Source organism: Burkholderia pseudomultivorans, assembly GCF_902499075.1.
Lineage (GTDB): Bacteria > Pseudomonadota > Gammaproteobacteria > Burkholderiales > Burkholderiaceae > Burkholderia > Burkholderia pseudomultivorans.
On record NZ_CABVPP010000018.1, the window covers coordinates 23,735 to 43,245 of the forward strand.

Genomic DNA, 19,511 nt, shown 5'->3' on the forward strand with positions numbered 1-19,511 from the left:
AGCCGTGCGACGTCGGCGTGTGCGTTGCGCAGCAGCCGACAATCAACCGATATCGGTCGCGCCTCCCGCCGCTTGCACGGCCGCTCCGCGCCGCTCCCGCCCGACCGCCGGCAACACCCGCGCCGGCCGCTTCGCGAACCAGCGGAATATCAGGATCGGCAAGACGATCGGCAGGAAGTTGCGCCCGCTGAACAGGTTCGGCGTGCGCATGACCTCCATCAGCGACACATAAAGGACGGCGTGCGCGCAGCACCAGAACCCGTTGCCGCTGCGCCATCCCGCGTAGCTGCGGCCGAGCGCCCAGCCCAGCACGACCGCATCGAGGAGCCCGAACCAGCCCCACTCGTAGAAGTGGACGAAGATGCCCGACGGGTTGTTGAATTCCGGGTCGGCATAGCTGTTCAGGAACACGGTGATGCTGTCGGTCGAGTCGAGCCACGGCTGGAATATCGCGCCGATCACCGGAAAGCGCACCAGCCAGTCGAACGTGAACATCGGGTGGCCGCTCCCCCAGCCGAGCACGCTCACGATCCCCGCGCCGTTGTTCAGCGCCGTCGAGTAGTACAGGCCGAGACGCTCGAGCGCGAAATCGAACACGTTGTCGTAGATATTGACGTAATAGGCTTCCCACGAGCGGTTGTACTCGTTGGCGATGAACAGCGCGAACAGCAGCGGAATCGCCGCGTACGGCCCGAACCTCAGCACCGCGGAATATCGGCCGCCGAGCCGGAACCGCACGACCATCAGCGCGAACGGCAGCATCATCTCGATCAGCGCCAGCCGCTCGGCGAAGATGAAGCTGCGCAGCAGCGTCAGCACGCCGAGCACGACCATGTACACCTTGTAGCGGTTCAGCCCCTTCACCGGCGTCCGGAACACGTAGAAATAGAGCGCGACGAACGGCGCCGTTGCCTGCGTGAACGAACTGAGGCCGGCGATCCGTCCGACCTGCTCGAGCATCACGTACGTGGTCGCATCGCCGTGCAGGAACGCGAGCAGCAATGCCGGGTGCGTGATGATGCCGCTCATCATCACGAGATAACCGAACATCGCGAGCACGAACAGGAAATCGAGCACGTGCGGCGGCAGCTCGATCGGCGCCGCCGCCGGCCCCGGCCGCGACTCCGCCTCAGTCGTCGCGAACCAGGCGGCAGCCATCACGACCAGCAGGAACAACGCACCGGCGAACGCGTAGTAGTCGTCGAAATAGAGCCGTGCAATCGATTTCTGGTCGCCCAGCAGGCTCAGCGACAGCATCCCGTACAACGGCAGGATGAAGATCAGCACGAGGCGTGCGGGATCTTCCCACCAGTAGCCCGCATAGCCGCCCGCCGCGGGTCGCGCGCGCAACGTCACGCGCGCCGGCGTCCCGGCCTGTCGCAGTCGGGTGCGCGCACCCGCCGCCGCTCGTTCGTTCATGATGTCCGTTCCGTCACTTGCCGCGCACGGCTCGCGCGCGTGCCGCGGATCCGGCCGGCACGGCCGCCCGTGCGCCGATACCGGATTGAACACCGCACCGCGCTGCGCGTCTGTGAGCGAGCGCACCGAACGGCAATCTTCATACGCTCGCGGGACCGCACCCCGAATAACAGGCGACCTGCGAATTCCCGTGCAGCGCGGAACGAATCGCCGAACGGTTGGCTCGCGAACATAGCCGCCACGCACGCGCCGTATCATGGCCGGCATAGACGTGGCTGCATTCGGCGTCGCCGGGCGAAACCGGCAACGGCGATGCCGGTCATGAATCGAGGCAGCCCGGTCCGCGTCGACCGGCCGCGCACCCGCCCGACGATCAGTATCCGTCGTCGGGCGAGACTTCACGGCGCCGATCGAGCGAATGTCAAACCTCAAGAAGAATTTCCTGCTGCTGCTGACGCTGCAGATCTCGATGTATGCCGCGCCGCTGCTGATCGCGCCGCTGCTCACGCGCGCGCTCGGGCCGGCAGGCTACGGTCAGCTCGCGTTCTCGCTCGCGGTCATCGCGTACTTCTTCAACTGCACGAGCTACAGCTTCGACCTGACCGCCACGCCGCGCATCGCGCACGCGCGCGACGATCGCGCCGAGCGGTCGCGGATCTTCTGGGCCACGCTGTTCGCGCAGATCGGCATCGCCGCTGTCAGCTTCGTCGTGCTGGTCGCGCTGACCTTCGTGGTCGGACGCTTCGCCGAGAATCGCGCGCTGCTGTTGATCGGCTTCGGCATGGTCGTGGGCGCGGCGTTCACGCCCGGCTGGTATTTCCAGGGCATGGAGAAGCTGCGCGCACTCGCGCTGATCCTGACCGGCGGCCGCGTGCTGACCATTCCGGCGATGTTCCTGTTCGTGCACGGACCCGCCGATCTCGATACCGCGATGCTGATCAACGCCGCCGTGCCGCTCGGGTCGTCGATCGCGCTCGCCGTCTACCTGCGTGTCAATCGCGAAGTCGAGTTCGTTCGCGTGAGCATCGCCGACATCGCCGAATCGCTGCGGGGCGGCTGGCAGGTGTTTCTCGCGTCGACGTCGGTCGCGTTCTATGCGTCGACCAACACGGTGCTGCTCGGCTTCGTATCGGGCAACGTCGCGGCAGGCTACTTCGCGGCCGGCGACAAGCTGATCCGCGCGGCGCTCAGCCTGCTCGGGCCGCTCAAGACCGCCGCCTACCCGCGCATCAACTACCTGATGCGGCACGCGCGCGACGACGCGTTCTCGCTGCTGCGCAAGCTGTTCATCGTGCAGGTCGCGATGGTGCTGTCGATTTCGCTCGTGATCTTCTTCGGCGCGCCGCTGGCCGTGCGCATTCTGTATGGACCGTCGTACGAGCCGACCGTCAACGTGCTGCGCTGGATGGCGTTCATCCCGTTCATGGCCGGCATGACCGACCTGTTCGGCGTGCAGACGCTGCTGCCGCTCGGCATGAAGACCGCGTTCACGCGAATCCTGATGTCGTCCGGGATCCTCAACATCGTGCTGGTGCCGGTGCTGGCGAAGCACTTTGCCGAACAAGGCGCGGCCGTCGCCGTGCTGCTCGCGGAAACGGCGATCGCCGCCGCGCTCGCGACCGTCGTCTATCGCGCGCGCATTCCGCTGATCGGCAGCGCGGCCGCGCGACGCTAGCGCGCCACCGCGACCGAACGCGTCAAACCATGCCATTCCGGGAGCCGCCCATGGCGAACCTGACCATTGCAATCTGCAACTACAACCATGCCGCGTACCTGCGCAGCGCGATCGATTCCGCGCTCGCGCAGCAGGCGGACGGCATTCGCGTGCTGGTCGTCGACGACGGTTCCACCGACGATTCGCGCGACATCATCCGCTCGTACGGCGAGCGCATCTTCGCGGTCTTCCAGGAGAATCGCGGCCAGGTGGCGGCCTACAACCGCGCGCTCGAACATGTCGCCACGCCGTACGTGATCCTGCTCGACGCGGACGACCTGCTTTACGCCGACGCGGCCGCGCGCGTGCTGGCCGCCTTCGCGTCCGGCGATTTCGTGAAGGTGCATTTCCGGCTCGACGTGATCACGCAGGACGGCGCGCTCACGGGCGTCACCGTTCCGCAATCGGCAGTCGACGCGGATTGCGGCCGCCTGCTGCGAGAGGGCTGGCTCTACCCGTCGCCGCCCGCGTCGGGCAATGCGTATCGGACCGACGCGCTCAAGCGCATCTTTCCGGTGCCCGTCACGCCCGACAACCTGCATGGCGCCGACTTCTACGCGATCTACGGCATTGCACTGCTCGGCGCCGTCCACATGATCGACGCGGCGCTCGGCGGCTATCGGATTCACCACCCGTCCGGCACGCACGCCGCCGGCAACACGGCCGACCTGGCTTTCGGCAATGCGGAAGACGCGGCCACCGGCGCGTTGAAAGCCGGACGCCGCTGGACGACGCTGCGCGCGCTCGCCGGCACACGGCTGCACGAATCGCTGCCGGTCGCGCCGCTCGACTTCGCGATCGAGAAGGCGCTGTTCGCGAGCACGCTGTATCGCGCACCGCTCGCGCGGCGCTGGCGCTGGTTCTGCCACGAGTCGGGACGCTACTGGCATACCGTGCTGCGCAATCCGTTCTGGCGTCCGTTCAAGAAACTGGCCGTCGCCGGGCTGTCGCTCGCGTGCCTGCTGCCGTCGTCGACGCTCAGCGACCGTGCGATTCGCTATATCGCCAACCCGTTGTCTCGCGCGCGCAAGCACAGCGACGATACGCGGCCCGCGGGCGCACCGGATCGGCGAGCGGTCGGGTGAGATCCAACCGCCCCGTGATGTTGTTTCGCGAATCGCCGCGTGCCGCAGGTTCGACTACAGATCGTTGAAGATTTTCGTCATCGTTTCCGCGCTTTTGCTCCAGCGGTATTGCTCCGCCTGCGCATATCCGCGCCGCTTCAGGTCCTCCCTGAGCGCGGCGGATTCCAGCACGGTCCGCAGTTTGTCGGCGATATCGTTCGACGAATACGGGTCGCAGTAAAGCGCCGCATCCGCGCACACTTCCGGCAACGCCGCCGCGCGCCCCACGACGGTCGGACAACCATAGCGCATCGCCTCGAGAGGCGGTATCCCGAAGCCTTCGTAGATCGACGGATACAGGAAGCAGGTCGCGTTCTGATACAACGCCTTCAGCTTTTCATCGCTGATGTAGCCTGCATATTTGATGTTCGGCTCGGCCGCCGACATGTCGTGCTGTTTTCCGAACACGGTCGCATTGCGCATGCCGACGATCACCAGATCGATCGACGGATCGTCGATTTTCCGGAACGCGTCGATCAGGCGGCCGAAGTTCTTCGTCGGATTCATGCTGCTGACCGCGAGCACGAATCGATGCGGCGTCAACGCAAGTTCGTTCAGCACACTCGCGTCCGGTTCGAGCGCATCGAGATGATCCGATCCCAGCGGCACGACGCCGATCCGTTCGCGTGCAACGCCGCAGTGAAGCGCGAGACGATCGCGCGAGAAGTAGGAATTGGTCAGCACGCAGACGGACGTTCGCGCGAGAATCCAGAACATGATCCGATACCACACGCGAAAGCGCCGGGAAAAGTGGGCGGGCGTGTCGAATACCGCCGCGTCGTGCATATAGACGATCTGGTTGCCGAGAAAGATCGATGCCGAATTGCTGAGGTTCACGATGCGATTGCGGCGCGCAAAGAACGGCAGCACCAGTTGCTCCCAGACCACGCCCTTGAAGAACCCGACCTCGACCGTCTTCGTGCCGCTCACCGCCACGCCGGGCTGCGGCGGAACGTACACCGTCACGGGGTCGTGAGGCTGCAAGCGCACCAGCGCGGCGATCAGCTCGCGTGCGACGCGTTGCACGCCGGTCGTTTTCTGGCAGGTGAATCGGCCGTTATAGACGAGTTTTTTCGTTCTGTTCAAAGTGCTCATATCGACGATCGGATATCGGAATCGGAACTAGCGCATCGCCTGATACGAAGCGGCGCGCTTGAAGCCCGGTGCATCGGTTGCCGGTTGATCGGTACGCAGTCCGTAAAGCGAAAGCCACTGCCGGAAGATCGTGCTCATCGAGAATCGGTAGCTCGCCAATTGCCTGGCTGCCGCGCCCATCTGTTCGCGAAGCTGCCGGTCGTCCCGCAGCATGGCCAGATACGCGGCCATCTCTTCGTCGCTCGACGCGATATAGCCGGTCACGCCATGAATGATCACGTCGCGGTTGCCGACGACGTCCGTCACCACGGCCGGTATGCCCGCGACCTGGGCCTCGATCAACGCCACCGGCATGCCTTCCCAGCGCGACGTCTGCACGTAGATATCCAGGCCGGACGTCAACTCCAACGCACGCGCGCGCGTCACCCAGCCGCTGCAAACGACGGCGTGGCTGTCCCGACGATCCGGAACCTCGTCGGCGTTGCCGCCGATCCACAAGAACCTGACGTCCGGGCCGTGCAGTTCGTCGGCGAGACGCACAAATGCTTCGTGGTTTTTCTGGAACGACGCCCGCCCGCTCATCCCGATCGTGATCCCTGTATCGCCGTGCATCCGTCGCGCGGGGATTTCAACCACATTCACGCCGTTTTCCACCAGAACCGCCGATTTCGCGCGAACCCTTTCCTTGATCTCGTTGAGTTCGCTCCGCGAGCAGGCAACCACCGTCCCACCCATGCGAGCCGCAATGCGTTCGAAACTAAGGTACGCGAACTGCTTGGCACGCGACACATCGCGACGCAGAAACGAAAGCCCGTGCGGCGAATAGAGCACCTTCGCATTCGGCGCGGCGATCCTCGCGGCGATCCGCCCCAGCACGCCGGCCTTCGACGAATGAAGGTGAATCACCGTCGGCTTGCAGTCGCGCAGATGTCGGACGAGTGCGCGCACGCTGCTCCAGTCCTTTCTCGCATTGACCTCGCGAACCATGTCGACGTAGACGAGCTTCACGTCGGGATGAAAGAACGCGGCGAAATCGCTCGGCGTTTCCGGTCGAACCGCATGCAGCACCGTCACGTCGATGCCCGTCGCCGCGGCCTGGTTGGAGAGCGTGGCAAGCATCGAAAACACGCCTCCGCCAAACGCTTCGGCAATGTGAACGAGTCTTTCAGTGGACATCCTGGAACCTATTCATTCAACCGTGTTTTCAATCGCCCGCTTTCGGAACGGACAGCCGACCCGTCACGATGCTTTCATGGCGGTTATGGATTCCTAAGTTGTTTAACGAACTGAACGTAGGCGCTATTCATGCGTCGTCGCTCCGTTCGAGCCAGCGCAGTGTCGGGTAGATGTTTGCCCGTGCATGCCGTCGTCACCGCACGCGAAAGCGGCGAATCGATGCGTGCCTGCGCGAAGCAATGCGGCGCGACGGATGCACCTCGGCTTGCTTGACGCCGAGGCGTACCGCTTCAGCGCATCCGTTCGGGCATCCGTGCCGTACCGCGACTCACGGTCGTGTGGCGGCAGGTTCCTGTCGAGAACGCGAAATCCCGCTTGTCTGGAGCATTGTGCGTCGGGCGCACGGCGCACTGGGTGCGATGGCTTACATTAGGCGTGACGCGAGCGGGATTTCGCACACGGGGCCCAAGTTGGTCCTGATGGTATGTGGACGCGCGGCCGACGGCGCGCTATCGCTGGGCGTGGAATTGAATGTGCGTGTATTGGAAGGCGCGCGAAACGGAAATCAGTGCAGCGCCTTCGCCGTCTCCGACAGCGCGCGCTCGACCGTGTAGTTCTGCGTCTCGGCATATTGCGCGTCGGTGACCGGCGCGAAGTAACAGGTCCATTCCGCTTCGCCGCCGGCGAACAGACGATAGGTCTTCGTCTTTACCGCGCCGGGGCGGTTATAGCCGTGCACGGCGTCCTTGTGCGCGGCGAGCGCCGGTGCCCGGCTCTACTGCGAGCGTCGCGCCGCCGGCAGCGGTGATGATCTTTGCCGTTGTTGAGAGCCGCGGGACCGGCGGTCAACACCGGTCTATCGGATCGTCGACGGTAGCCGTACACGGTGATCCGGGCGTCGGCCCAGAACGAAGCATCGCTAGCCGCCATCGCCTGCCCGTGTAAGTGGCGATCCAGGCCGATGCTGTAGTATCTCCTGCGCCGGGGCTTTGGCACACGCTGAGAGAGCAGCGGCCCCCGCCAAAAGGAGAAAAGTGCATGACCGAAAACCGATACAACTACGGGACTCACCACAACCTACGGCCCGTCGACTTGTTCGTCTGGGTTGCCCTTGACGAGACCCGTAAGCAGCTCGGCCTGGATGACCTGGCTGCAGCATCCGCAGTGCTGCTCGGGCAGGCCGACGTCCCTGCCCCCGGCAAGTTCGCTGGGGCGACGGAAGGCACGTCGGTTGCCTCGCTCGCAGCCCGCAAACTGTTCCCACAGGTGTTGCCGTTTCGGCTGCCGATGGTTACGGGTGTCGGGCTATCCGGTATTCGGATCGCCTTCACGCGCCGACTGGGGGCATGGATCGGGCGGACCATTCCGGTCGTGGGTGAGGTGTTTCTGGCCAGCGACGCGTTCATGATCATGCGTAATACCGTGGTGACGTATAACCACCTCGTCAAGCCCGAAGACCGGCTGCTCTGAGCTATGAAAGACGATATCTGGGAACGGCTGGAAGCCTTCACGCGCGCGGAACTTGGCCGGCCGATGTTCGGCGGGAAGTTGGACCTGCAGCCAGCGTCGCGGCTGGAGCAAGACCTCGGCGTTACGGGCCTCGATGCGGTCGAGTTCATCGATAAGTGGGCCGAGGCGTTCAACGTCGATGCCAAGGACTTCCCGTATCGGCGATATTTCGGCCCGGAGGGCCAGGAACTGCTGTCGTCTTTGGTCGGGCTGTTCTCGAAGCGGCACCGTCGGCCGGCGCGAGTACCGTTGACCTTGGGAATGCTCGCGGAGGCGACGCGGCGGGGGAAGTGGGAAACGGAGGCGATTGAAGCGTCGTCAGGCAGCGTCAATTAAACCGCGAAATTCGGTTAACGGCGCTGTGTCAAAAGTGTTGCTAAACGGTACCAAAGCGGAACCGGGCAATCGCTCTTTTCAGCGCATCAAACGCCGGTAACCCACTCCCCCGTGAGCGTCTCGCCGCCGGCTGCAGCAATGATCGCCGCAGGGAAGGCGGGCAGTTTGCCGGTACCGGTCCGACGTAATCCTTCTCCATGCGGAATCGGCGGCCCGTCCTCCTCCATGTAGCGCCGGATATGCTCATACAGCCGCCAAAGCATTGCGTCCTCCCACCACCCGGTGTAGCCGATATTGACGATCTCCGCGCACGAGCGCGGATTATCGACCTCGCCCCATAACAGCGACAGGAAATACGATTCGCGGGCCGCGGCGCCCGTCAATTGCGTCCATTTGTAGGAGCGGACCTTCACGTCGTCCCACGCGCGTGTGCGCACAGCGCCTACCCCCCCTTTTTCCCAGAATCGCCAGAACGAGGGCGTTACATATGGAATGAAGCTCACGCTGCGATCCTTCCGGTTGAAAAGGACGGGGAGATCTCGGGGAGAAAAAAGTGCCGCCCGAAGGCAGAACACTGCAAACAAAAGGAACAACAGCGCGGCCGCCGATACGAAAATGCCGAAGAGAGGAATTTCGAGCAAGGCCAGCACCGCCAGATAGCCGATGCCCGCTGCGCCGAGCAGCCCCATCAGCGTGCCGAGTATCAGAAACACCGTTTTCCCGCCGGCACCCATCGGCGTGCCAACCTCGATCGCATTCGGATAGATGTTCAAAAGGGAATCGCAGGTGCTGGCCATCTCGTGGATAGGCCGCCGCTTGTCGTTGCTTGCCACGCGCCACGGCGGCGTGACGCCCTGGCGGGTTCTCGCCAGTTTGCCGGGGAACCGGTCGAAATACGGATCCGGCTGATTCCACTCCGGCAACAGGACCCGGTAGTCGTTCTTGTGGTTTTTCATGTCGATGTCCCTCTTCCGGTTCGGCGGTCAAGACGTGCCATCGGCGTTCACCGTATGAGCCTCCGCGAGCGCCTGCAAGCGTTGCCCGAGATCGCGCGCCGCGTCGGCCGAAGCGCCCGACACGACGAAGCACAGGTTCCGGTAGATCCATACGAATCCCCGCCCCGGGCTGCCGCCGACGCTCCGGACCAATACGCTTCCGAGACCGTCAGGGTCCGTCTCGAACGGAACCCGAACTGTCGACGATGAGGTTGTCTCGTGGAAGAAATAGTCCGCGGCGGCGAAGCGGTCGTGTCCCTGCGCAATCGTGATCGACACGCGCGCGCCATCGAAATCGCCGTTGAAAACATATTCGCGGATCGTTTTGAGCGGTCCGGTTTCGTTGACGTGCTGTTCCGCGTGCTCGATCTTCAACGTCCGCAGGCCGAGGATTTGCGCCGTCGCGAGCGTGCTCCAGTCGAACGCGACGATCGTCCGGCCATCATCGGCTGCAAATTTCCGGTCGAAATCGATGCGTGTCTTGTATTCGTCGATACGCGCGGTCGGATTGAACGCACGCTGAATCGCCGCGGCTCTTTCGTTCGAATTGGGCGGGTTTCCGTCCGGCTGCGTCTGCGCATGACTCATGCCGGCAGCAACGGAACACAGCAATACCCCGATGACACGCTCTTTCATTTCACCGCTCCCGCACCGGCAGTCAGTCGTTGCAGCATCAGGCGCGATTGCAAGGGTTCTCGAAAACCTCCCGCTTCACACCGTCGTATCTCGCAAGCCTGCGAGACCCCAGCTCCATAAAACACCGTCTTTCGCGTCGATAGTTCGAGCGCTGTCGAGCGAAGGCTCCTCGTTCACCGTCAGCCTTTTCGCAGGCAATTTATTCGATCCGTCTACCGATACTAACGGGAAGGGCGAGCAATCCACCTGCTCGAAGCCCGAAGCGGATCAGAGCGAGGCCCATCACCGCGCCGCCACATGACGCCGAACGCTTCGGGCGTAAAAAAACCCGTGAAGCGTTGAAGCTATCACGGGTTTCCGACTCCCGAGGATTGCCCTCGGAAAGAGATATGGTGCCGGCTGCAGGACTCGAACCCGCCACCTGATGATTACAAACCACTCGAAATTGTCAACAATTTCAAGTATCTAGCTCGTTATCGCGTTTCCAATACGGACTATATCGCAGCCTGCCGCGCCTTATCTGGCAAGGCCGTTGCTCGGTTTGGAAACGTGCACTGACGAGGGCCGCCGACTGGCTGCATGGCAATGTCCCGACAACACTGACAGGGCATCTCGTTATCCGGACATGCTAGATTCCGCAGCAAACCAACATTTTCTGAGAGATCGATATGGGCTTTGCGTTCATTCGGGACGGCGACACGACTTCCCACGGAGGGCGCGTAATCGCGAGTGATATGACAAACACGGTCGATGGAAAGGCACTGGCTCTGCTCGGCGATATGGTTTCATGTCCCCGCTGCGGCGGTATCTATCCGATCGTCAAAATCAAGGCCGACCTGAACATGACGTTCAACGGACGTCCGGTCGCCTCCGACGGCGACATGACCGCGTGCGGCGCTACCCTGATCGCGTCGCAAAGCGTGGCGACGGCCTCCCCAACGTCGGGAGTGGGCGCCCCTGTGGGCGGCGAAAAAAGCGTGATCGCACAGCACGATGGAGCCTATCGCGGACGCTTCCAGCTCGTCGACGATAAGACGCGAGAGCCGCTGGCGAATCACCCTTACACCACCATATCGTCCGACGGCCAAACGATACGCGGCACGACGGACGCGAACGGCTATACGGATTGGCTGAACAGCAGCCAGTCCGCCTCGCTCACATTCAGTCACGGCAGTTCCGGCGCGGAGGACGCATGACTGGATATTCGGGCGGATCAGCAGCGGGGAACTCGACGCGCGACGGTAAAACTACCGTCGTGGGAGCAAGGAAGGGCTTGACGCCAGCCGACAAGGCCGTACTCTGCCCCGTCATGTGCAAATGCAACTCGATGGGCGTTTGGACGCGTGGTGGTGGCCGGCTTCAGCGTCAGCGGTGCGTCAAGGAACGGCTTGACTCCGAAAACGCCCGGTCGGTAAAGGAAACCGGACAAAAGACTCCCTACGTCCCCGAAGTCAGCTACGACATGACCCAGGATCCCCCCTCACCGATCATGTCCGACGCCGATCCTCTGGTACCGCACGACAACCTGTTGGACTATATCCGCGACAGTTGGCCAGGCAAGATGGCCGGCTACCTGAAGGGGAAGCAGGCCGGAAAGATACAGACGCGCCGACCAGATGTCGTGGTCGTGAACGACCCTTCGCAGCCACCGGTACAATCGAACATTCGAGCCGTCGTCGAAATGAAGTTCGACGATGATTTCGGCGTTGGTCAGGAAGACGCATATCGGCGGATTGCCGGAGACGACGACAAGTACGCCCCGCTGGAGCGCGGCGACTGTGGATGTGGGGACGAGAAGCGTGAGCGACAGACTGCTCGATCGGCGAAGACACATTCCGAAACTGAAGAGCTTTTCGGTGATGCCCCGGGCAGGTCGTACCGCTCGCCTCTCGGACTCCCCCCGGCACCGGGCCCGGCCCCATCGCCCTTTCCCATCCCCTGAAGGTCATGACGAAAGACGAATTGATTGCGTGGGCCGACGATCCGCAGCGACAAGACACGCTGCCATTCGGCCTATTCGAAGAGCCCTACCAGAAAGGAATCGTGGGCGCCGCGCTCGTCGTGCGGGGCGTGCTGTATTTCAAGGGCGGGTACGCCCCCGAGGTACGGCAGGCACTCGTCCAGTGCTACGATCGCTACCTCACTGTGATCGATGAATACGAGAAGGCTTCCGCAAAGGAAGCTGGAATCGAAGCACCAAGAACCGGCCCGATGCGCTGGTTCTACGAAGAGGGTGCAAAACCTGTCGCCTTCGACAAGACACCGGGATTTCCGAGCTTGGCGAAGGATCTGCCGAGCGAATCGATCCTCGTTTCATCAACTACGAGCGCCGACCACAAGCTCGCGGCGGGCTTCTACGAATTCTCCGTTTTCTGTCTTGAGGACTGGCAAGCCGCGATGGGTACCCGCGGCCTCGACGTGATGGTCTTCACAGTACCGCGCCGGTTCCTGCAAATCAGCCCGGGCACATTCGAGAAGCTGTTCGCCGAATTTGCAGCGGCAGTGCCGACCGTCCATGGACACGCAGGCTACGGAGTGAACGTTCCTCCGATGGGTCGTCGGCCGAACGAAGCGAGCGAGTATTTCTGGGGACGCCTGTATGGCCCCGGAATCGACATCGGCGATCCGATGCGAACCGGGCTCCGCGACCTAGTGGAGAGAATCAAGACCGTCGACTGGCTTGTTGCACTGAATGCTGACCTCGTTCAGCGGGCGGGCGGCGCCTCTGCCCTAACGCTTCCCCCGGACTGGTACCGCAAGACACCGTTCCGAGACGGCGGCCTCATCATTCAGGCTGGCGTAGATCCGGTCGCAGGCGTGCCCTTAGGAAAGGGAATTCCGCCCGCACCACCGGCCGCATATGTGCTGCTGAACCACGCGCTGCGCAAGATCGTCGCCGACAAGATCAACAGCCTGCAAAGCGGCACCGCGAGCAGCACGGCGCCGCTACTCAATACCAGCGTGTCAAGCGAGGCATGGTTGCAGCGCTTCAACGTGCCCGAGGATGAACTTCCCGACTACTGGGTCGCGCTTCACAAGACGCCCAAGCTACCGGACAGCAATGACACTACGCCGACCGTCCGACAGCCCCGATAGCGGGCAGCCACCACGTCCGTGCATTACCATTTCTCACAGCTGGGTGTAGAGTGGGCTGGTAGCATCGGCCGGACGTTAAGCCGCCCGGCCCCGGAGTGCCTTGCTATGGAAGTGCCTCTCACCTACGAGCGAATCACCGCGTGCGCAGAACGCGAAATCCAGCACCACCTCACGCAGGTCGCGTCGCGCCCGCGCGGCAGCCACGCTGCCGACATCCATCTTGGAGCCGCAATCGGTGCCCTCGATTTGTGGCGCTGCCTCACGCTTGAACTGGGTGTAGAACGGGTTGGCGCAAGCTATGCGTCCGATGAGCGACGCTTGGAGGCGCTCGTCCGCCTCGCTGCGCTCTGTTATCCGCCACAGTCCGACCACGGCACCGGAGCGGGCGATGCCGGAACTGCATAATCAGGGCGCATAAAACTGCATAGAAAAATCCCCGCGCCAACCACCGCGCGGCCCGCAGCCGGACGGGCCGAAGCGCGCGCTGCATGCGTGCATAAAAACCGCTCGATTTTGCGGGCAGGTGGGGCGGGGTCACAACTGCGCGCGCCGGGTCGCAGGCAGCGTCCTCCGGGCGGGGTCCGGACCCGAGAACGCCTCTGCGGCGCGGCCCAAGGGCCACCACGGGCTCGCCGCGGGCTCGGCCGACTCGAGCCGCCCGCCGGCGCGCCAGCGGCTCTGAGGCGCCCTATTCCGCCGCGGCGGCGCATGGCGCCAGACGCAAAAAAGCCGCCGGCACCAAAGTGCCCGGCGGCTTGTCGTCTGCCGGTCGCGCGGTTGGGCGTCAGCCCTTCGTCGGCTCGAAGTCCCTGAAGCGCACCACCTCGATCCCGAGCCAGTCGTTCACCTCCCGCAGCCGCGCCTTCAGCGGCTCGATCTCGAGCTCGTTGAACACCTCGGCGGCCTTGTGCACGTCACCGAACCCGCCCGCGTTCGACGGAATGATCCCCATCAGCTGCGGCGGCACGCGGTGCGCTGCGAGCTGATCCTCGACCGTCACCTTCTTGATGTTCCAGAACTCGTCCTTCGCCGCGACCTCCCCGATCGGCAGCAGCTGGATCCCGTCCTTCTTGCCCTTCGGCGCGTACATGAACAGGTTCCGGAAATTGCCCGGCCCCTTCGCGTTCTTCAGGGCCGCGCGCAGGTTGTCGACGTCCTCCTGCTTGTCGGCCGGGTCGGTCATGTACAGGATGAAGCCCGCATGGCTGCCGTTCTTGTAATAGCGCCGACGAAACAGCGTCGCGCTCTCGTTCAGCCAGGTCGAGTTCAGCGCCGACAGGTATTCGGGCAGCCCGTAAATCTCCTGGTTCAGGTCCGGCTCGTACAGGTGATAGACGGCGCCCGCAGGAAACGCGTGCGGCTCGCGCACGTTCGTCACGAACCAGTACTGGTCCGGCTCGACCCCGACCCGCGTGTATTTCGCGAGCGAGCATTTCAGCGCCATCGGCTGGCCGAGCCGATTCGTGCGCCGCTCGAGGTAGCTGTTCGCGAACACCAGGTACTCGAGCACGAAACGGCTGAAGTCGGCGCGCGGCAGCAGCGGATGCTCGATGTACGACTGCACCAGGATGTTGCGCTTCACGTAGATGGCCGAGCTGTGATGCGGCGCGGCCCGGAACGAGCGCGCGAGCCCGTCGAGCGGCAGCGGCGGCTCGTACCAGTTCCCCATGCGCATGCACTCGACATAGTCGAGCAGCTCGCGCCGATCCAGCACGGCGATCGGGTCGCCGAACGAGAACACTTCCGCGCGCGTGGCCGGCGCCGGCTGCGTGTCGGCCACCGGCTCGGTGCGATCGTGTGCGCGTCGCCCGGCGCCGCGTCGATACTTTCGTGACATCAGAAAATCTCCATGAATCCGGTATTGGTGGCAGTCGCCCCTTCGAGCGGCTCGTTCGCCAGCGCGTGCATGCACGCCCAGGCGAGATCGCCGTGGCTCGCCTCTTCCGAGCGGCTCGCCTTGTACGTGACCTGCAGGCCGCTCGGCGTGATGGTTTTCTTGATCGCCATGAATGACGCGGCGAGATCGTTCCAGCCGGCGTCGAACTCGAGCCGGCCCTTGCGAATCACGTTCTGCGCCTTCATCACCAGCGCGGTCTTGATCTCCACCGAGTAGTGAAACGGCGTCGCGGCCGGGAAAAACTTCGTGACGAGCTGATACACGCCCTGCCCGATCCCGGTCGTATCGATGCCGATGTAGGTCACGCGATAGCGCCGCGTCAGCGCTTCGATTTGCGCGGCCTGCGCCTCGAAGTCCAGACCGTGCCACTGGAACCGCTCGAGCACGCGGAACTTCCCGCCCGGACGCTTGGGCGGCGCAATCACCACGCAGCCGGCGCTGTCGCCCGTATGCGACGGGTCGTAGCCGATCCAGACCTCCTCGTCGCCGAACGGACGCAGGTACAGCGGCTTGAAGTCGTCCCACACCTCCCAGGTATCGACCATGCACGGCTGCAACACCGTCAACGGGAAAACCGACAGCGAATCGTCGATGAACTGGCACAGCAGCAGGTTCGCGTATTCCTCGGGGCTGTATTCCAGTCGTAGCCGGTCGAGGTTGAAGAGCGGCCGCGCCCCGCTGTTACAACCGCCGCGCACGGCGTCCTCGACCGTGACGATCTGGCGCCACTGGCCGTCCTGACACGAGCGCCCCGCGGCCAGCGCCGCGTGCGAAATGTCGATCGATACGTGCTGATCTTTCGGCCGGCCACGGTTGAACAGCTTGCCCGACCAGAACGGGTAGGCGTCGTGCGCGAGGCTCGACGGCGTCGAGAAATACGTCTGCCGCCACTGGTCGTGAATCGCCATGCCCGAGGCGACCTTGCGCAGCTCCTGGAAGCGCGGCACCCAGAAGTACTCGTCGAAATACAGGTTGCCGTGGTAGCTCTGCGCAGTGCGCGCGTTGGTGCCGAGGAAGTACAGCGTCGCACCGTTCGGCAGCACGATCGGGTCGCCCTTCAGCTCGACGTCGACCGCGTCTTTCGCGAACTGCACGATGTACTGGCGGAACACGTGCGCCTGTGCCTTGCTGGCCGACAGGAAGATTTGATTGCGGCCTGTGTTCAGCGCGTCGAGCAACGCCTCGCGCGCGAAGTACCAGGTCGCGCCGATCTGCCGGCTCTTCAGGATGTTGCGGATCCGTTCCTTGAAGCCGGCGCGATACCAGTTGCGCTGATAGTCGAAGATCGATTCGAGGAATGCGTCGTTGAGCTTCTCGATCTGCTCATCGCTGAACGCGTTGCGCTCGTCGGCGCGGCGCGAACGGCGCGAGCCGGCCGCACTCCCGGAGTCGCTCACCCTCGCATCGTTCGCCGGCCGTGCGCGCAACCGGTCGAGCTGACGCGTCAGCAGGTCGATCTCCTTGAAGTCGCGCCCCTCCTTTTTCTCCTTCACGACAAGCCGAATCAGCTGCGCCTCCATCGACAGCGCGACCCGATCGACCGGCTCGGTTTCGTCCCATCGATCGCGCCGCTTCCAGCTGTAGAGCGTGGCCGGCTTCTCGCCGAGCATTTCGGCAATCCGCGCAATTCGATAGCCCTGCCAGTACAGGTCACGTGCGCGTCGGCGTGGATCAACGTCGGATGAATCGATGGGAAGTGCAGTCATGCAGCAAGGCTACCGACGCGCGCGCGCGAGCCCTACAGCCTTCGGTTGTACCGGTTGTGCACACAACCAACGTTCATTGCGACACCGCTTCGAACTGCCGACACTGGAACCCCTGAATACAGCACCCCGCCCTCTCAGAGGTTTCGCACATGGCACAGGACACGAAGAAGACGAAGTTTTTCCGGATCGCGACCGAAGGCGCGACAACGGACGGGCGCACGATCGATCGCGCGATGCTCGAACAGATGGCGCGCACGTACGACCCGGCGGTATACGGCGCACGCATCAACATGGAACACATCCGCGGGCTCTATCCGGATGGCGCATTCCGCGCGTACGGCGACGTGATCGCGCTGAAGGCCGAAGAGCAGGACGGAAAGATGCGGTTGTTCGCGCAGCTCTCGCCGACGAAAGACCTGATCGCGATGACCACCGAGCAGCGCCAGAAGGTCTACACGTCGATGGAAGTCGATCCGGATTTCGCCGGCACCGGCGAGGCGTACCTCGTCGGCCTCGCCGTCACCGACAACCCCGCGAGCCTCGGCACGGAGATGCTCGCCTTCAGCGCGAAGAACCGTGCGTTCGACACGCGCAAGCTGCGCCCCGACAACCTCTTCAGCGCGGCGATTGAAGCCGACATCGAGCTCGAGGACGACGCGCCGACGCGCTCGGGTGACGCCGCGCGTTCGCTGTTCTCCAAGGTCCGCAGCCTGCTCAATCGCAAGGAAGTGTCTGACGATCAGCGCTTCTCCGACCTGTCGCAGTCCGTCGTGGCGGTCGCCGAAAGCCAGAGCCAGGTGCTCGACCAGGTCGAGCAGTTCAGCAGCGAGCTCGCCGATGTGAAGCGCGCGCTGAAAGACGCCGAAGCGCGCCATTCCGATCTGGTGCAAAAGCTGTCGCGCACCGACAGCGACCGCCAGCAACGGCCGATGTCGACGGGCGGCGACAACGCCGTGCTGACCGATTGCTGATCGCCCTCATCACCATTTTCGTAAAACGGAGAATCCATGCGGAACGATACCCGCGAGCTCTATTCCCGCTTCGTCGAGCGCATTCAGGAACTGAATGGCATCAGCGATGCGACCGTGAAATTTTCGGTCGATCCGACCGTGCAGCAGACGCTCGAAACCAAGACGCAGGAATCGAGCGCCTTCCTGAACAGCATCAACGTGATCGGCGTGACCGAGATGGAAGGCGAGAAGGTCGGTCTCGGCGTGTCGGGGCCGTCCGCGAGCCGCACCGACACGAGCAAGCGTGAGCGCGAAACACGCGACATCGCGACGCTCGACAGCCAACGCTATCGCGCCGAGAAGACGAACTACGACACGCACATCACGTATCAGCGCCTCGACGCCTGGGCGAAGTTTCCGGACTTCCAGGCTCGTCTGCGCGACGCGATCATTCGACGCGCGGCGCTCGACCGGATCATGATCGGCTGGAATGGCGTGCGCGCGGCAGCCGACACCGATCTCGCGGCAAACCCGCTGTTGCAGGACGTGAACATCGGCTGGCTGCAGCAATACCGCAACAACGCGAAGGAACGCGTGTTCTCGGGCGTGAAGATCGGCAAGGGCGAGCAGTTCAAGAATCTCGACGCCGTCGTCACGCTCGCGAACAACGAACTGCTCGAGCCGTGGTACGTCGAGGATCCGAATCTCGTCGTGATCTGTGGCCGCGAGCTGCTGCAGGACAAGTATTTCCCGGTCGTGAACAAGGATCAGCCGCCGACCGAAGCGCTCGCCGCGGACGTCATCACGGCGCAGAAGCGCATCGGCAATCTGCCGGCCGTGCGCGTGCCGTACTTCCCCCCGCGCGCGCTGATGATCACGCGCCTGGACAACCTGTCGCTGTACTGGCAAATCGGTGCGCGCCGTCGCGCGCTGATCGACAACCCGAAGCGCGATCGCATCGAGAACTTCGAAAGCTCGAACGATGCGTACGTGATCGAGGAATTCGGCGCGGGCTGCGTGGTCGAGGACATCCGCTTCGTCGACACCGATCCGGCGCCGGACGCACCGGCGGGTGGCGCATGACGAACCCGTTCCGCCAACACTTCCAGCGCACCGTCGCGGCCAAGGCCGCGCGCGGCACGCCGGCGAGCGTCGGCGGCCTGCGCGACGACTCGGCGTACACGCTGATGCTGGCGCAGCTCGACGAGCACCGCCGCGCGCTGAAGGCCGTCGAGTCGCTCGAGCGCAAGGCCGAACTGAAACGGCAGTTCCTGCCGGCGTACGACGCGTGGGTCGCGGGCGTCCTGGACGGTGCGGCCGGCGCGCCCGACGACGTGCTGATGACGGTCATGGTCTGGCGCGTTGACGTCGGCGACTTCCGCGGTGCACTGGAGATCGGCGCGTACGCGCTGCGACACGACCTTCCGCTGCCCGACCAGTACAAGCGCAGCACGCCGTGCCTGCTCGTGGAGGAATTCGCCGAGGCCGCGCTGCGCGCGCATCGCGCCGGCGAGCCGATTCAGGTTGAGCCGCTGCTGGACATCGAGCAGCTCACCGCATTGGCGGACATGCCCGACGAGGTACGCGCGAAGCTGCACAAGGCAATCGGCTACGGGCTCGCGGCGTCCCATCCGGCGAGCGCACTCGACCACCTGCGCCGCGCACTGCAGCTGTTCGCGAACGTCGGCGTGAAGAAGGACATCGAGCGGCTCGAGCGCGAGCTGAAGAACTCTGCCAGCGGGGGCCAGCGCGGCCCCGATGGCTGATACCGAGCGTACCTCGCGCACCAGGCGGCACGGGGCCGTAGCCGGCGCTGTCCCCGCGAAAGCCCCGTCCACCGCCTCACCCTTTCAACGTG

General features: G+C 63.9%; 19 protein-coding genes. 11 read left to right on the forward strand and 8 right to left on the reverse strand.

Annotated elements, in window-relative coordinates; genetic code table 11:
* Positions 1-42: 42 nt before the first annotated feature.
* Positions 43-1,419 (reverse strand): oligosaccharide repeat unit polymerase, encoded by a 1,377-nt coding sequence (locus BST28156_RS14525; protein WP_254596379.1) that lies wholly within the window; start codon positions 1,417-1,419, stop codon positions 43-45.
* Between the two features lie 418 nt (positions 1,420-1,837).
* On the opposite strand from BST28156_RS14525, the gene BST28156_RS14530 reads away from it, so the two are divergent.
* The gene (locus BST28156_RS14530) at positions 1,838-3,094 is read left to right on the forward strand and encodes a flippase (RefSeq protein ID WP_174902539.1); all 1,257 of its coding nucleotides are present in this window, start codon (positions 1,838-1,840) and stop codon (positions 3,092-3,094) included.
* Between the two features lie 50 nt (positions 3,095-3,144).
* Complete coding sequence (locus BST28156_RS14535; protein WP_174902540.1) at positions 3,145-4,218, forward strand: glycosyltransferase family 2 protein; 1,074 nt, start codon at positions 3,145-3,147, stop codon at positions 4,216-4,218.
* Between the two features lie 54 nt (positions 4,219-4,272).
* On the opposite strand, the gene BST28156_RS14540 is transcribed toward BST28156_RS14535, so the two are convergent.
* The 3 genes from BST28156_RS14540 to BST28156_RS14550 all read right to left on the reverse strand — a co-directional run bounded on the left by BST28156_RS14540 (position 4,273) and on the right by BST28156_RS14550 (position 7,267).
* Positions 4,273-5,352: a glycosyltransferase family 4 protein gene (locus tag BST28156_RS14540; RefSeq protein WP_060246216.1), complete on the reverse strand. Its 1,080-nt coding sequence runs from the start codon at positions 5,350-5,352 to the stop codon at positions 4,273-4,275.
* A gap of 27 nt (positions 5,353-5,379) precedes the next feature.
* Complete coding sequence (locus tag BST28156_RS14545; RefSeq protein WP_174902541.1) at positions 5,380-6,528, reverse strand: glycosyltransferase; 1,149 nt, start codon at positions 6,526-6,528, stop codon at positions 5,380-5,382.
* A gap of 565 nt (positions 6,529-7,093) precedes the next feature.
* On the reverse strand, positions 7,094-7,267 hold the full coding sequence (locus tag BST28156_RS14550; RefSeq protein ID WP_244131510.1) for a hypothetical protein: 174 nt from the start codon (positions 7,265-7,267) through the stop codon (positions 7,094-7,096).
* A gap of 299 nt (positions 7,268-7,566) precedes the next feature.
* Between BST28156_RS14550 and BST28156_RS14555 the strand changes: the two genes are divergently transcribed.
* Entirely contained in the window at positions 7,567-7,998 is a 432-nt protein-coding gene (locus BST28156_RS14555) for an STM2901 family protein (RefSeq protein WP_060246219.1), read from the forward strand.
* A 3-nt stretch (positions 7,999-8,001) separates the two neighbouring features.
* Positions 8,002-8,373, forward strand: a complete 372-nt coding sequence (locus BST28156_RS14560) for a DUF1493 family protein (RefSeq protein WP_174902542.1) — start codon at positions 8,002-8,004, stop codon at positions 8,371-8,373.
* 86 nt (positions 8,374-8,459) lie between these two features.
* On the opposite strand, the gene BST28156_RS34755 is transcribed toward BST28156_RS14560, so the two are convergent.
* Both BST28156_RS34755 and BST28156_RS14570 read right to left on the reverse strand, forming a co-directional pair.
* Positions 8,460-9,329, reverse strand: a complete 870-nt coding sequence (locus BST28156_RS34755; RefSeq protein WP_254596380.1) for a DUF6708 domain-containing protein — start codon at positions 9,327-9,329, stop codon at positions 8,460-8,462.
* Positions 9,330-9,356: 27 nt separating this feature from the next.
* The gene (locus tag BST28156_RS14570; protein WP_174902543.1) at positions 9,357-10,004 is read right to left on the reverse strand and encodes a hypothetical protein; all 648 of its coding nucleotides are present in this window, start codon (positions 10,002-10,004) and stop codon (positions 9,357-9,359) included.
* A gap of 668 nt (positions 10,005-10,672) precedes the next feature.
* Here BST28156_RS14570 and BST28156_RS14575 point away from each other — a divergent pair.
* From BST28156_RS14575 to BST28156_RS14590, 4 genes are all read left to right on the forward strand, one after another.
* Positions 10,673-11,200, forward strand: a complete 528-nt coding sequence (locus BST28156_RS14575; protein WP_174902544.1) for a PAAR domain-containing protein — start codon at positions 10,673-10,675, stop codon at positions 11,198-11,200.
* Positions 11,197-11,946 carry a VRR-NUC domain-containing protein gene (locus tag BST28156_RS14580; RefSeq protein ID WP_081000734.1) on the forward strand — a complete coding sequence of 250 codons (750 nt, stop codon included), beginning with the start codon at positions 11,197-11,199 and terminating at the stop codon, positions 11,944-11,946. The genes BST28156_RS14575 and BST28156_RS14580 overlap by 4 nt, the downstream gene beginning before the upstream one ends.
* Positions 11,947-11,951: 5 nt before the next feature.
* Positions 11,952-13,100 carry a DUF3396 domain-containing protein gene (locus tag BST28156_RS14585; protein WP_105766383.1) on the forward strand — a complete coding sequence of 383 codons (1,149 nt, stop codon included), beginning with the start codon at positions 11,952-11,954 and terminating at the stop codon, positions 13,098-13,100.
* A gap of 105 nt (positions 13,101-13,205) precedes the next feature.
* Positions 13,206-13,505 carry a hypothetical protein gene (locus tag BST28156_RS14590; protein WP_081000735.1) on the forward strand — a complete coding sequence of 100 codons (300 nt, stop codon included), beginning with the start codon at positions 13,206-13,208 and terminating at the stop codon, positions 13,503-13,505.
* Between the two features lie 379 nt (positions 13,506-13,884).
* On the opposite strand, the gene BST28156_RS14595 is transcribed toward BST28156_RS14590, so the two are convergent.
* Together BST28156_RS14595 and BST28156_RS14600 are read right to left on the reverse strand one after the other, a co-directional pair.
* Positions 13,885-14,937: a phage portal protein gene (locus BST28156_RS14595; protein ID WP_174902545.1), complete on the reverse strand. Its 1,053-nt coding sequence runs from the start codon at positions 14,935-14,937 to the stop codon at positions 13,885-13,887.
* Complete coding sequence (locus BST28156_RS14600; protein ID WP_088925282.1) at positions 14,937-16,703, reverse strand: terminase ATPase subunit family protein; 1,767 nt, start codon at positions 16,701-16,703, stop codon at positions 14,937-14,939. Before BST28156_RS14600 ends, BST28156_RS14595 begins: the two co-directional genes overlap by 1 nt.
* Positions 16,704-16,852: 149 nt before the next feature.
* Here BST28156_RS14600 and BST28156_RS14605 point away from each other — a divergent pair, with 149 nt between their 5' ends.
* From BST28156_RS14605 to BST28156_RS14615, 3 genes are read left to right on the forward strand one after another with little or no spacing between them, the layout of a single operon-like run.
* Positions 16,853-17,674: a GPO family capsid scaffolding protein gene (locus tag BST28156_RS14605; protein WP_048805735.1), complete on the forward strand. Its 822-nt coding sequence runs from the start codon at positions 16,853-16,855 to the stop codon at positions 17,672-17,674.
* A gap of 36 nt (positions 17,675-17,710) precedes the next feature.
* Positions 17,711-18,736, forward strand: coding sequence for a phage major capsid protein, P2 family (locus BST28156_RS14610; protein WP_048805734.1), 1,026 nt, complete (start codon positions 17,711-17,713; stop codon positions 18,734-18,736).
* Complete coding sequence (locus tag BST28156_RS14615) at positions 18,733-19,419, forward strand: phage terminase small subunit (RefSeq protein WP_065495427.1); 687 nt, start codon at positions 18,733-18,735, stop codon at positions 19,417-19,419. The genes BST28156_RS14610 and BST28156_RS14615 overlap by 4 nt, the downstream gene beginning before the upstream one ends.
* Positions 19,420-19,511 lie beyond the last annotated feature (92 nt).

Coding starts and splice junctions, on each gene's coding strand:
- BST28156_RS14525 (WP_254596379.1), bottom strand. CDS start 1,419: ATGAACGAACGAGCGGCGGCGGGTGCGCGCACCCGACTGCGACAGGCC.
- BST28156_RS14530 (WP_174902539.1), top strand. CDS start 1,838: ATGTCAAACCTCAAGAAGAATTTCCTGCTGCTGCTGACGCTGCAGATC.
- BST28156_RS14535 (WP_174902540.1), top strand. CDS start 3,145: ATGGCGAACCTGACCATTGCAATCTGCAACTACAACCATGCCGCGTAC.
- BST28156_RS14540 (WP_060246216.1), bottom strand. CDS start 5,352: ATGAGCACTTTGAACAGAACGAAAAAACTCGTCTATAACGGCCGATTC.
- BST28156_RS14545 (WP_174902541.1), bottom strand. CDS start 6,528: ATGTCCACTGAAAGACTCGTTCACATTGCCGAAGCGTTTGGCGGAGGC.
- BST28156_RS14555 (WP_060246219.1), top strand. CDS start 7,567: ATGACCGAAAACCGATACAACTACGGGACTCACCACAACCTACGGCCC.
- BST28156_RS14560 (WP_174902542.1), top strand. CDS start 8,002: ATGAAAGACGATATCTGGGAACGGCTGGAAGCCTTCACGCGCGCGGAA.
- BST28156_RS34755 (WP_254596380.1), bottom strand. CDS start 9,329: ATGAAAAACCACAAGAACGACTACCGGGTCCTGTTGCCGGAGTGGAAT.
- BST28156_RS14570 (WP_174902543.1), bottom strand. CDS start 10,004: ATGAAAGAGCGTGTCATCGGGGTATTGCTGTGTTCCGTTGCTGCCGGC.
- BST28156_RS14575 (WP_174902544.1), top strand. CDS start 10,673: ATGGGCTTTGCGTTCATTCGGGACGGCGACACGACTTCCCACGGAGGG.
- BST28156_RS14580 (WP_081000734.1), top strand. CDS start 11,197: ATGACTGGATATTCGGGCGGATCAGCAGCGGGGAACTCGACGCGCGAC.
- BST28156_RS14585 (WP_105766383.1), top strand. CDS start 11,952: ATGACGAAAGACGAATTGATTGCGTGGGCCGACGATCCGCAGCGACAA.
- BST28156_RS14590 (WP_081000735.1), top strand. CDS start 13,206: ATGGAAGTGCCTCTCACCTACGAGCGAATCACCGCGTGCGCAGAACGC.
- BST28156_RS14595 (WP_174902545.1), bottom strand. CDS start 14,937: ATGTCACGAAAGTATCGACGCGGCGCCGGGCGACGCGCACACGATCGC.
- BST28156_RS14600 (WP_088925282.1), bottom strand. CDS start 16,703: ATGACTGCACTTCCCATCGATTCATCCGACGTTGATCCACGCCGACGC.
- BST28156_RS14605 (WP_048805735.1), top strand. CDS start 16,853: ATGGCACAGGACACGAAGAAGACGAAGTTTTTCCGGATCGCGACCGAA.
- BST28156_RS14610 (WP_048805734.1), top strand. CDS start 17,711: ATGCGGAACGATACCCGCGAGCTCTATTCCCGCTTCGTCGAGCGCATT.
- BST28156_RS14615 (WP_065495427.1), top strand. CDS start 18,733: ATGACGAACCCGTTCCGCCAACACTTCCAGCGCACCGTCGCGGCCAAG.